The 12,263-nt window shown below is 56.2% G+C and carries 10 protein-coding genes; 6 read left to right on the top strand and 4 right to left on the bottom strand.

Annotated elements, in window-relative coordinates:
• Positions 1-4 precede the first annotated feature (4 nt).
• The 3 genes from QMZ18_RS16145 (at position 5) to QMZ18_RS16135 (ending at position 2,389) form a co-directional block, all read left to right on the top strand.
• Complete coding sequence (locus QMZ18_RS16145) at positions 5-754, top strand: SDR family NAD(P)-dependent oxidoreductase (RefSeq protein ID WP_282607340.1); 750 nt, start codon at positions 5-7, stop codon at positions 752-754.
• Between the two features lie 158 nt (positions 755-912).
• On the top strand, positions 913-1,869 hold the full coding sequence (locus QMZ18_RS16140) for a formylglycine-generating enzyme family protein (protein ID WP_282607339.1): 957 nt from the start codon (positions 913-915) through the stop codon (positions 1,867-1,869).
• A 79-nt stretch (positions 1,870-1,948) separates the two neighbouring features.
• Complete coding sequence (locus QMZ18_RS16135; RefSeq protein ID WP_282607338.1) at positions 1,949-2,389, top strand: GFA family protein; 441 nt, start codon at positions 1,949-1,951, stop codon at positions 2,387-2,389.
• Here QMZ18_RS16135 and QMZ18_RS16130 read toward each other — a convergent pair.
• On the bottom strand, positions 2,370-3,092 hold the full coding sequence (locus QMZ18_RS16130; RefSeq protein WP_282607337.1) for an HAD family hydrolase: 723 nt from the start codon (positions 3,090-3,092) through the stop codon (positions 2,370-2,372). The two genes, QMZ18_RS16135 and QMZ18_RS16130, sit on opposite strands and share 20 nt — an antisense overlap.
• A gap of 154 nt (positions 3,093-3,246) precedes the next feature.
• Here QMZ18_RS16130 and QMZ18_RS16125 point away from each other — a divergent pair, with 154 nt between their 5' ends.
• The 3 genes from QMZ18_RS16125 to QMZ18_RS16115 all read left to right on the top strand — a co-directional run bounded on the left by QMZ18_RS16125 (position 3,247) and on the right by QMZ18_RS16115 (position 7,400).
• Positions 3,247-4,638, top strand: coding sequence for an aldehyde dehydrogenase family protein (locus tag QMZ18_RS16125; RefSeq protein ID WP_282607336.1), 1,392 nt, complete (start codon positions 3,247-3,249; stop codon positions 4,636-4,638).
• 65 nt (positions 4,639-4,703) lie between these two features.
• The gene (locus tag QMZ18_RS16120; RefSeq protein WP_282607335.1) at positions 4,704-5,879 is read left to right on the top strand and encodes an iron-containing alcohol dehydrogenase; all 1,176 of its coding nucleotides are present in this window, start codon (positions 4,704-4,706) and stop codon (positions 5,877-5,879) included.
• Between the two features lie 465 nt (positions 5,880-6,344).
• A complete protein-coding gene (locus QMZ18_RS16115; RefSeq protein ID WP_282607334.1) occupies positions 6,345-7,400 on the top strand; it encodes a Glu/Leu/Phe/Val dehydrogenase dimerization domain-containing protein in 1,056 nt (351 codons plus the stop codon).
• Between the two features lie 45 nt (positions 7,401-7,445).
• Here QMZ18_RS16115 and QMZ18_RS16110 read toward each other — a convergent pair whose 3' ends face one another.
• The 3 genes from QMZ18_RS16110 to QMZ18_RS16100 all read right to left on the bottom strand — a co-directional run bounded on the left by QMZ18_RS16110 (position 7,446) and on the right by QMZ18_RS16100 (position 11,946).
• Entirely contained in the window at positions 7,446-8,384 is a 939-nt protein-coding gene (locus QMZ18_RS16110; RefSeq protein WP_282607333.1) for a diguanylate cyclase, read from the bottom strand.
• A gap of 46 nt (positions 8,385-8,430) precedes the next feature.
• Positions 8,431-10,890 (bottom strand): ATP-binding protein, encoded by a 2,460-nt coding sequence (locus QMZ18_RS16105; RefSeq protein WP_282607332.1) that lies wholly within the window; start codon positions 10,888-10,890, stop codon positions 8,431-8,433.
• 846 nt (positions 10,891-11,736) lie between these two features.
• On the bottom strand, positions 11,737-11,946 hold the full coding sequence (locus QMZ18_RS16100; protein ID WP_142895671.1) for a cold-shock protein: 210 nt from the start codon (positions 11,944-11,946) through the stop codon (positions 11,737-11,739).
• Positions 11,947-12,263 lie beyond the last annotated feature (317 nt).

Genomic DNA, 12,263 nt, shown 5'->3' with positions numbered 1-12,263 from the left:
CAGAATGACCTTTCAGGGAAAAACGGCTGTCGTCACCGGCGCGGGCGGCGGTATGGGGCTCGCAATCACGCAGGGTTTGCTCGCTGAAGGGGCAATGGTCACGGCCATCGACGTCAAGCCTTGCCCAGCAGAGCTCCTGCAGGAGGGCGGCAGCTTTCAGTTCCTGGCAGGCGATCTGACGGACGATGCCTTTGTTGCAGATGCCATGCAACGGGCCTTTGACCAGCAAGGCAGCCTGGACTGCCTGGTCAATGCCGCAGGGGTGTTGTGGTTCGACCGCGATGTCTCCATGGTCGAGATAGACCTGGACGTCTGGGACAAGGTTCTCGAGATCGACCTGAAAACTATAGTGCACACAACCCGTCACGCAGTGCCCCTGATGAAGAAATCGCAGAGCGGCGCCATGGTCCATATCGCGAGCACCCAGGCCCTGCGTGGCGACGACAAACCGCAGGATGCCTACCAGGCCTCGAAAGCCGCAATCCTTTCTCTCTCCAAATCCCTCGCAATTCAATTCGCGGGGGATGGCATCCGATCGAACTGCGTGGTACCCGGCCCCTGCGAATCGCCCATGCAGGCTCGCTGGGTCGGCAATCCCGACAGTAAGAAGGCGACTGCGGGGGTGATCCCTCTCGGGCGGGTTGGTCAGCCACAGGATATTGCCGATGCGGTTCTGTTCCTGCTTTCTGACAAAGCGAGTTACATCACGGGAACCGATTTAATTGTGGACGGCGGCCTGACGGCGCGGCCTTAGTACCTGCAGCGCTGCCCGCAGTCTTGATATGCGTGGGTATTTTGCTAAAATTCTACGCAAAATCAGTTAGTTAAACTTTGATCGATTAATCGGTAATTAACACCCCTTCCCCTTTAATTACCCGATCATTAAAGACTTACTGAGCGAGAACCCGCGCCATGCCCAGGCTTTCGTCTATTCGACAGGGAGAAACCGACAGTCCCGCGGTGTCCGTGCCAACACGGATGCCAAGGTTCGGATTAATTGGCACCCGGTTTGCGACAATAGCCGTCGGCGCCCTGCTTACCCTGTCCTGCACGAGCACGCCGGAAAAACCGATTTCCGCCGACAGCAAGATCTACAAATCCGGCACTCTGGTTCAGGATTGCGTCGATTGCCCCAAGATGGTCGTGGTGGCGCCCGGAACCTTTGAAATGGGCTCGCGCCGCGGTGAAACGGACGAAAAACCGAGGCATGAAGTCACACTCCGCCACGGCTTTGCAGTCGGTCTCTACGAAGTCACATTTCAGGAATGGTCGACCTGCGTCGAGGAAGGCGGTTGCCGCCATACACCAAACGACGAGAACTGGGGCCGGCAACAGCGGCCACTGGTCAATGTCTCCTGGCATGACGCACAGAGCTATATCACCTGGCTAAACAAAAAGACCGGCATGGACTATCGCTTACTGAGTGAGGCCGAGTGGGAATACGCCGCCCGGGCCCAGTCGGATGCTATCGATCTGTCAGGACTGGACATTGGCAACTGCCGGTACTGTTATGCTGAAAACACTCGCAGTTCCGGCATGACCGTTCCTGTCGGTCAGCATCCGGCCAACGACTTCCGGCTCCACGATATGCTGGGCAACGTTTGGGAGTGGGTCGAAGACTGTTATGTTCCAACCTACCGCGGTGCCCCGGCGAATGGCGCCGCACGGTCAGAAGGAAGCTGCCAAGCCCACAGCATTCGCGGCGGCTCCTGGAAGAGCTTCTACGGTCAGACCCGTGCCGCCAATCGCGGGCGTGCGGAGCCTGACGTCCGAAGGAACGACATCGGTTTTCGGGTCGCGCGAACAGTCCTGCTCAAAAACGGCAGGGAAACCGCGCAGGCGACCCCAAAGGCTGCAATCATAAAGTAACGGGCATCTTTGCTTCCCGCGTCAGCTCGGGCATAATTCCAGCCCTCAATTGGGCAGGCTGACACGGGAGGTGCAAGCCATGACGGCAAGCCAGCTACGCAGCGGGGCATGCCTCTGCAACGCAGTAACGTTTGATATTACAGTCCCTGAGGCCGTCTACAATATCTGTCATTGCGGTATGTGCCGAAAATGGACCGCCGGTCCCTTGATGGCTGTTCACTGTCCCGGAAAACCAATTTTCACGAACCAAGAAGGCTTGGCTTGGTATCAAGGTACGGATTGGGCGCAACGCGGTTTCTGCGCACGCTGCGGCAGCAGCCTGTTCTGGCGGTTGGCCGAAAACCCGGACGCAATGACAATCGTGTCGGCGGAGAGTTTCGATTTCTCCGAGGATCTGAAGCTGGGCCGGCATATCTACATCGACGCCAAGCCGGAACGCTACGACTTCAGGGACGACTGCCCTCGGGTTACCGAAGCCGAACTCTTAGCCGAATTAGGCATTACGCCTGGGAGCGATTGAAGAGTGTTTCGAGGCCGGCCAGCAGGTCCACGGGCGATTCCACGACGGCGTCGGGTTTTGCCGCTTTCAGTTCACCCGGCTCGGCATAACCGTAGCTGACGGCGAGCACCTTCAGACCAACGCGACGCGCCCCCTCGACGTCGTGCTTTCGGTCGCCGACCATCGTGGCCTGTTCCGGCAAAATCCCTTCACTCAGTAGGATAAATTCGAGCAGGTCGCCTTTATTGCTGCGGGTACCATCCAGCTCCGAGCCATAAATCCCCTGGAACCAACGCGCCAGATCGAAATGCTCAAGGATGGGTTTTGCAAAGACCCGAGGCTTCGAGGTCGCGAGGAACAGACGGTATCCGGCATCCGTGAGTTCTTCCAGCACGCCAGGGATACCATCGTAGACCTGGTTTTCGAGCATCCCAATATCGGCAAAGCGCTCCCGGTACAGCCGCAAAGCCTCCTTTGCCTCGGTTTCGATCGCCACATCAGTTCGCCTCTCATTCGTCTTGTAGCCTTGTTCTGCCAGCAATCGCTCAAACGACTGCAGCAGAGGCGGTCCGATGCACCAGGCCAGTTCCCCTGCCGGCGGCGCAGAGCGGCCAAGCTCCTCAAGAGCGAAGCGGACAGAGCGCGTGATCCCTTCGAATGGATCCGTCAGAGTGCCGTCCAGATCAAACAAGATAACCAGATGCTTTTGAGCTTGAGAGGCCATTGTCACCTTGCTCCAATCCCAATTAAAACCACTGGATTCGCCTGTTCAAACCAGTTGAACCACAGCACAGGTTTCAACCCTGCACGACTTCCCTTGCAGCATCTTGTTTCACCTCTATAAAGTCACTCGGAATTTGTCAGGAGATAGAGGAATTATGGCTGACAGCCTCAAGTGTGTTTCGCCGGTCGACGGCAGCGTTTACGTGGAACGCCCGCTGGCACAATCAAGCGATATAGCGTCGGCGCTGGAAAAGGCTAAAGCCGCCCAGGCTTCCTGGAAATTCACGCCCCTTTCTGAACGGCAGGCGCTTCTGACAAAAGCAATCGACGCCTTCGTGGCAAAGCGAGACGAGATCGCTGAGGAAATCACCTGGCAGATGGGGCGGCCGCTGAGTCAGTCGCCGGGAGAAGTCGCGGGCTTCGAGGAGCGTGCACGCCACATGATTGCGATTGGGCCGGAGGTTCTGGCGGACGTCGCCGTCGAACCAAAAGAAGGCTTCACCCGCTTCATCCGCCGCGATCCCCTGGGTGTGGTCTTTATCGTCGCTCCCTGGAATTTCCCTTATTTGACGGCGGTCAATTCGGTCATCCCGGCTTTGATGGCCGGCAATGCGGTGATCTTGAAGCACTCAGCGCAAACCCCACTCTGCGCCGAGCGCTTTGCCGAAGCCTTCACGGCAGCGGGTCTGCCCGACGGGTTGTTTCAGTTTCTGCACCTTGGACACAGCGATGCTTTAAAGTTGATTGGCAGCGAGGGAATTGACTTCGTCGCCTTCACCGGTTCGGTCAACGCCGGCCGGGCTGTTCAGGAAGCAGGCGCTCAGCGCTTTATCGGGATGGGCTTGGAACTCGGGGGCAAGGATCCCGCCTACGTCCGGCCCGACGTCAAGCTTGAACATGCCGTCGAAACCCTGGTCGACGGCGCCTTCTTCAACAGTGGGCAGTCCTGTTGCGGGATCGAGCGCATCTACATCCATTCGGATGTCTACGATCGCTTTGTCGAAGGCTACGCAGACCTGGCACGCGGTTACCGGTTGGGCAACCCGCTGGAGGGCGAAACCAATCTCGGGCCGATGGTCCGTGCCTCAGCCGCCGACTTCGTGCGCGGCCAGACTGTCGAAGCCATTTCCAAAGGTGCCAGCGCCCTGATTGATACAACGGCATTCGCCATGGACCGCGAGGGGACGCCCTATCTTGCGCCGCAGGTTTTGACCGATGTGGATCACTCCATGCGCGTGATGACCGAGGAAAGCTTCGGGCCTGTTGTAGGGCTGATGAAGGTAGCCTCCGACGAAGAAGCCATAGGCCTGATGAACGACAGTGATTTCGGCCTGACCGCCTCCATTTGGACCACGGACGAGGACTCGGCGCTGACCATCGGAGACCGTATCGAGACCGGCACCTGGTTCATGAACCGCTGCGACTATCTGGATCCTGCACTGGCCTGGACCGGCGTGAAGGATTCAGGACGCGGATGCAGCCTGTCTCAGGTTGGCTACGAGCAACTGACCCGGCCAAAGTCCTTTCACCTGCGGACTGCCGTCTAGTAAACAATCGAAACAACCATCCGTCCCCGGTTCACCGGCGACCGAATTTTAAGAGCGATCGAACCATGACTGACACCAACGCGAGCTTTAAAGCCAACTGGAGCTATCCGACCCAGATCCTCTTCGGCCCTGGCCGGATCAAGAACCTAGGGGCTGCCTGCCGCAGCCTTGGCATGAGCAAGCCGCTGTTGGTCACGGACCCCGGCCTCGCGGCGTTACCGATGGTCACGGATGCGATTGCGGCCAACGCTGCTGATGGCCTGCCGACGGGTCTGTTCAGCGACGTCAAACCCAACCCAATCGGCAAGAACGTCGAAGACGGCGTCGCGGCCTTTAATGCGGGCGGGCACGACGGCGTCATCGCCTGGGGCGGCGGCAGCGGCCTGGACGCCGCCAAAGCCATCGCCTTCATGTCGGGCCAGACCCGGCCGATCTGGGACTTTGAAGATGTCGGCGACAACTGGAAGCGTGCCGACAGCGAAAAGATTGCGCCGATCGTTGCAGTGCCGACGACTGCAGGCACGGGTTCGGAAGTCGGGCGTGCCTCTGTGATCCTCGACGAAGCGAACCATACTAAGAAGGTCATCTTCCATCCGCAGTTCCTGCCCGGCGTGGTGATCTCAGACCCCGAGCTCACAGTAGGATTACCTCCACATATCACCGCGGCGACGGGTATGGACGCACTTGCCCATTGTCTGGAAGCCTATTGCGCGCCCGGTTATCACCCCATGGCCGAAGGCATTGCTGTCGAAGGAATGCGTCTGGTCAAGGATTGGCTGCCGACTGCCGTCGCCGAAGGCACCAATATCGAAGCTCGCGCCCATATGCTCTCCGCTGCCAGCATGGGTGCAACCGCCTTTCAGAAAGGTCTGGGCGCAATCCACTCCCTCAGCCATCCGATCGGCGCGCTCTATGATACTCATCACGGCCTGACCAACGCCGTTGTCATGCCTTATGTACTGAAGTTCAACCGACCCGCCATTGAAACCAAGATTACCCGCCTGGCCGCCTGGCTGGAGCTCCCGGATCCATCTTTTGACTCCTTCATGGTATGGGTTCTGAAGATGCGCAGTGACTTGAAGATCCAGCACAGCCTCGCAGAGATCGGGGTTGGCACCGATCGGATCGATGAGATCGCCGAGATGGCCGTTGTCGACCCGACAGCTCCGGGCAACCCGATCCCCCTGGAAGTGCCGGCACTCAAGGCTATGCTGGAATCATCGATTTCGGGCCAATTGTAAGGTCCAAGGAATTTGACGACCCGGCGAATTACGCAGAGTCGCGAAATAATATTTCAAAATTTGGAGAGCGGCGGATGGCGAGGAAAAGCCTTCGTCGCTTTTCTTTTTCACAAATAACGGCATCTATTCCGAAACATCTTTCCGGCCTCAATACTTCTTTTCCAAACTCTTCTCGCTGCACTGCAACAGATTTATTTCTCTCATCAACAGCAGAAACATTATTTCAGAGATGTGATTCTAATCAACACTTTCGAAAAGCGATTTCAACGACTGCATTTGCATAATAACTATCTGTTTATTCTCCATATTTTTACGTTGAATACCTATTTTTAAGACATAACACTTACAATAGCGGCAAACGAACAGGGATGTTTGAAGCGCTGCTTCGGCCAGCATCGGCCGACAGAAAACTCAAGCGGGGATCAAACGCTCCCGCTGCTGAACAGGCCACAGTTGAGGATCGCCATGACGCCCTTTTCCCATCCTGAGTTCGACGGTCACGAAGAAGTCGCCTTTTGCAATGACGCGGAAAGCGGACTGAAAGCCATCATCGCCATTCACAACACGAACCGTGGCCCTGCCCTCGGCGGTTGCCGCATGTGGCCTTACGACAGTGATGACGACGCATTGACGGATGCTTTACGTCTGTCTCGCGGGATGACCTATAAGTCGGCGCTTGCCGGCCTGGATCTGGGCGGCGGCAAGTCTGTGATCATCGGCAACCCCAAGACCATGAAGTCCGATGCCCTGTTCCGAGCCATGGGACGCTTTGTCGACAGCCTGGGCGGCCGCTATTGCGTGGCTGAAGACGTGGGTATTTCTGTCGCCGATGTCCAAATGATGGCCAAGGAAACCGAATTTTTTGCCGGCACACCTGAACGAGGTGCCGGCGATCCCTCCCCCTCAACCGCCTACGGCGTCTATATGGGAATCCGGGCCGCTGTCGCGCACCGCCTCAACCGCGCATCGGTGTCGGGTCTAACCGTTGCTGTCCAGGGACTTGGCAGCGTGGGGTGGAATCTCTGCCGCTATCTTGCCGATGACGGCGCCAAACTGATCGTCACCGATATTGATCAGGCAGCCATCACGCGTGCCGTAGAGACTTTTGGAGCAACAGCGGTCGCAACAGATGCCATCTACGCTGTGGAAGCGGATGTCTTCGCCCCCTGCGCCCTGGGTGCAATCATCAATGATGCAACGCTGAAAGTTCTTAGGGTCCCTGTTATTGCCGGATCTTCAAACAATCAGCTCGCCGAGCCCCGTCACGGTGTCGAGCTGCACAAGCGTGGCGTCCTCTACGCCCCGGACTATGTGATCAACGCTGGCGGCGTGATCAACATCAGCCACGAAGGACCTGACTACAATCAGGAAAAGGCCTTCGCTCATGTCGCGAAGATCCATGACACTCTGCGGGAGATCTTCAAGCGCTCTCAAGTGTCAGGGGTCCCAACCTTCGAGGCGGCGGATCGCATCGCGGAAGAGCGCTTCCAGAAGCAACCTCTGACGTCATCGGCCGCTTAAAGACAGAGCGTATTATGCAGAAAAGCCTGACTCTGGCTATGTGCCTTAGGCAATATTCTCGATTTTGTCGCTGCTCTGCTCGTGAATGACGACACGATCGCGGCCGCCTTCCTTGGCTTCGTACAGCGCTTCGTCAGCCCGGTTCAGAATAACGTCGGTTTTCTCTTCACCTTTGCAGACTTCGGTCAAGCCCATGCTGACGGTAAAGCGAAGAACATCCTCATCCGTATCAACCTCGGTCTCGCGAATGGCAGTAAGCAAACGTTCGCAAAATATCTTTGCACCCGTAACCTCGGTTTCAGGCAAGAGGATCGCGAACTCTTCGCCCCCCAGCCGTCCGACGCAATCGACGTCCCTGACCTCACCAGACATGAGATTGGAGAGGCGTTTCAAGACCCGGTCACCGACTTCGTGTCCATAGGTGTCATTAACCGATTTGAAGTGATCGGCATCGACCATCGCAACGGAAAAGGGCCGCCCATAACGTTGGCAGCGCGCGATCTCTTCGCGTAACTTATCCAGAAAATGGCGGCGATTGGCGAGGCCGGTCAGCGAATCTGTCGTTGCCAGAACAAGAAGGCGCTCATTGGCCTCCGCCAGTTCAAGCTGTCGGGCACGCAGTTGGAGCATGTTGTTGGCACGCGCTATCAGTTCCAGATCATCGACCGGCTTGCGTAAGAAATCGTTGGCGCCAGCTTCCAGCGCCGAATAAAGCGCTTCCTTCTGCTCGGCAGCTGTAATCACGACAACCGGAATATCGATCAATCCCTCGATTTTGCGAAAATGCTGCAGAAACTCGGTACCGTCCATCTCCGGCATGAGGTAGTCGAGCATCACCAGGTCTGGTATGTGCTCCGCGCACCAACTGAGGGCTTCCACCGGGTCGGTGAAGGTGAAAGCCTCGACATCCTCCAGACGCCTGGTATAGCCCTTTAGCAGAAGGGCGTTCGGTAAAACGTCATCAATGATCGCAATCTTTCGCATCTGCTTTCCACCTCGTTGGTCCGGCAATAGGTAGCTCGGACAACCCTTAAGCCGATTTCAGCTGATCGATCTCAACCTGGGTCTGGGTCAAGGTCTCCTCGAGATCGACGAGCTTTTGCGACACCGTATCGATATCGGGACTCTCGACCTCGATTTCGCGCGCGATGGTGAGCAGACGCATGGCACCGAAGTTGCTCGCCATTCCCTTGATAGAGTGGGCGGCCCGCTGCGCATTCTCCAGATCACCTGCAGTGATGGATTCCTTGATTTGAGCCAGCGACTTTGAGGCTTCGGCCGGCACACAGGCGAGGGCTTCGTGCAAGCCTTCGTCACCGAGTGCTTCGCGCAACTCGTTGAATTTGTCATGATCGAAAATCGGAAGTTCGCTTATCACGTCGGTATCCTTTTCTTCAACAGCGATGGTTTCAGACACCACCCCCATCGGCTCTTCACGCGAGTCATTCACAGCAATTGGCTCTGGCCGTTGCACTACAGCAGACGGGTCGTGCCGCAATTCTTGAGTCGTCTCCTGTTGAGTGCTCTCATGGATCTCAGCAGGTGCCGCGCCGGTATTCACTGGTTCCTTGTCGCGCGCGGTCTCATCATCACGAGCCTTCGCCACCCTCGCCAGGGCCGCGAAGAGTTGTCGTGGATCGATGGGCTTAGTGACATAATCGTTCATCCCCGCAGCCAGGTATTCTTCACGGTGACCGGCCATCGCATTTGCTGTAAGGGCCACGATGGGTGTTTCAGATAGCGGTGGCGCGAGCTTGCGGATCTCCATCGTGGCGGTGGGTCCATCCATTTCCGGCATCTGGATGTCCATCAGCACAAGGTCGAAGACGGCCTCCTGAACCGCAGCAACGGCCTCAGCGCCATTGTTGACCACTTCGACCTCGTGTCCGACCTTGGTCAGCATGGTCCGTGCCACAAGCTGGTTCACGGTATTGTCTTCCGCGATCAGAATCTTCAGCTTGAGAGGACCGTCATCTCCCTCCTGGGAATCCTCTGTCCGCGGCTGTTCAACCGGCGCTTCGCCGATCGCGCTGCGGATCGTGAACCAGAAGGTACTGCCCTGCCCAAGCTCACTGTGAAGACCCACGCCGCCGCCCATTATTTGTGCGAGTTGCCTGCAAATTACCAAGCCAAGGCCGCTGCCGCCGAAACGGCGCGTCGTTGAGCTGTCGGCCTGGGAAAAGCGCGCGAAGAGCTTACTCTGCGCCTCTTTTGGTATGCCAATTCCCGTGTCTTTGACGTCAACTCTGAGTTCAACTTCCTCTTCAACCATCTTAAAGGTCGCTATAACGCGAACCCCGCCCTTCTCAGTGAACTTCACAGCATTACCGATCAGGTTGAATAGAATCTGCCGAAGCCGGGTCGGATCGCCACGCAACCAGGTCGGCAGGTCAGCGGTTCCTTCTGTCGCCAGGGTCAGCCCAACATCGGCAGCTTTTGAGGACAGCAGAGAAACCACACCGTCGATCACCTGCTCGGGGCTGTAATCCACCGATTCAAGATCGATACGGCCTTCTTCCAGTTTCGAATAGTCGAGAATGTCATCGATGATCGACAGAAGGCTTTCCGCTGAATCCCTGGCCAGCTTGGTGTACTTGCGCTGATCGTCGGTCAAGCTGGTATCCGACAGAATACCGATCATACCAAGTACGCCATTCATAGGCGTGCGGATCTCGTGACTCATTGTAGCCAGGAATTGTGATTTTGCCTTGTTGGCCGCGTTGGCTTCGTCTCGCGCGACAGAAAGCTCCTCCGCAAGCGCGATTTGCTTCACTGCCTCCGCTTCAACCCGTTCCCGTGCGTCCTGAAGTTCATCCAGCCGCCTATTCAATTCCGCCTGTGTGTCGAGCATTGCAGCTTCACGCGCATTGCGCTCCAGAAGGCTGCGATGCACGAAAAACGACCAAGCCAGACCGACAAGAAGCAAAAGAGCAGCGATCCCCATGAATATATACGATCCGACATCGCGGAATTCTGCGTCCTTCGGCGTCATATCGACGTAGACTTCAATGGCACCGCGAAACACACCGGCAGTCATGACCGGTACATAAGCTTCGCTGACGACAGTCCGGTCTTCGCCAAACGCTTCGCTCTCCTCGATCTTGACGAAGGTTTCTCCTTTTTGCACCTGTGCGATGAAATACGGCTTGGTATTCACCTTACCCAGATCCTCTGAGCGCGATGCCACGGTAATCGTGCCGTCAGGACCGAACATTTTATAGCGGAATACACCACCTGCTTGGGTGGCGAAATTCAGGACCTGTGCGGTCTCCTGTGATACTTCGCCGGAACTGAGAATACTTTCGAGATCGTGAATATGGGTCGCGAGAAACATGGCCCACTGTTTAGCGGACCGCAGCCCTTGTTCCTTGAGCAGGTGTATGCGGGCCTGATCGTTCAAAAACCAAGTCGTCGACAAAGCCGCAACCGCGACAAGCAACAGCGCGAAAAGCAGGTTTCTATCATCTTTTCTGCTGAGGGCTCTGAACATGGACCACGCTGCGGGGATTTCCGCTGTTAAGGAATTGTAAAGAAGGCGGCTCCGGCTTCTGGAACCCTCTAGTTGCCTTGAATTCCTACCACCGTTTGCATTGACTTTTAGTAAACGCAGTTGCATTCCGCGTCGGGATTTCAACGGTGACGGAATATGACGTTGTCTGTTTCGACTTGAGAATTGACAGGCCTTTTCGTGCTCCCGAACCCATACCATTCAAGGTTTCGCACCGGAAATTGGAGCTAAAGCACTGTTCGCAGAGAGCCTGCAACCTGTTGTATCCTGTTACAGAACGACGGTGTTTTTCGCATAAGCAGGGGTGAATTGGGCTCCGCCTGCACACCGGAACAGTTCAGCAATATCAGATTTTAGATTTTTGCGGCGCGGCGGAAGTCAGTTCACGCAGTCGTCGGCTTCCGTCGAGACAAGCAGCGCCCTAGCGATCGCATCGGCGCCTGCCTTCAGCATAGGAATGATTTATCTCCTGAGCTGAGAAACGCTCTATTGAGATAAATGCAAATTTTAGAGAAGACTTAGGTGCAGCAGCCTTCCGGTCGTTGAAGAGCCGGGTACAGGCACACCAATCCTGTTCAAGCATTCAAACCGAATGGTTGAAGGAACACGAGAGTCTGAGCGTTTTGACCGAATAAGTAAAAACGCAAACCAGTCTCTGATTCACATTGTGAGAACGCAGTTCACATTCCTGATTGCTTCTATCAAGAATGGTCGCACTCTGGTAGCAGACCGCAAGGCCGCGTTCCGCCTTGTGCTTTCGCAAAATCCAACCTCAACCAGGATTGTGATCTGGAAGCACAAAGGCGAAACCGCAAACGATGTCTCAGGCTAATCAACCGCTACCAAGTTCTCAGCGGAGGCTTTGCCGTTCTGTCCTGGGACGAGCTCGTATTCGACCTTCTGACCTTCGCGAAGACCCGACATACCTGCACGTTCCACAGCGGAAATGTGCACGAATGCGTCCTTGGAACCGTCATCAGGTTCGATGAACCCATAACCTTTCGTGGGGTTGAACCACTTAACCGTTCCTGTCGTCATTTTCTGTCCTTTCAACCAATAACGATCCCACCGGCGACCTCGTGCCGCACTGCGGGTTTAGGCATCACGATTTCTCGAGGGGTAACGCGGCTGCGCGCAAAGGCGTCGAGGAGGACACGCCAGGAGAATGTGTAACCGAATTAATTTTTTCGCCCGTTTCGCATAAAAGTGCAAGCAAATTCAACACTTACACACCAAAGACTTCCAGAGCAAATGCACACAAAAACTTCGCACATCCATGATGTTCGTGACGTATTTCCATCCGCACCAACTCTGAGTAGCAGCTTACACTCGCAACCTCGAATTGCAACAGTATA

The sequence above is a fragment of the Pelagibius sp. Alg239-R121 genome (assembly GCF_947331435.1).
Taxonomy (GTDB): Bacteria; Pseudomonadota; Alphaproteobacteria; order Kiloniellales; family Kiloniellaceae; genus Denitrobaculum.
This window is presented reverse-complemented; position numbering and strand designations above follow the sequence as displayed.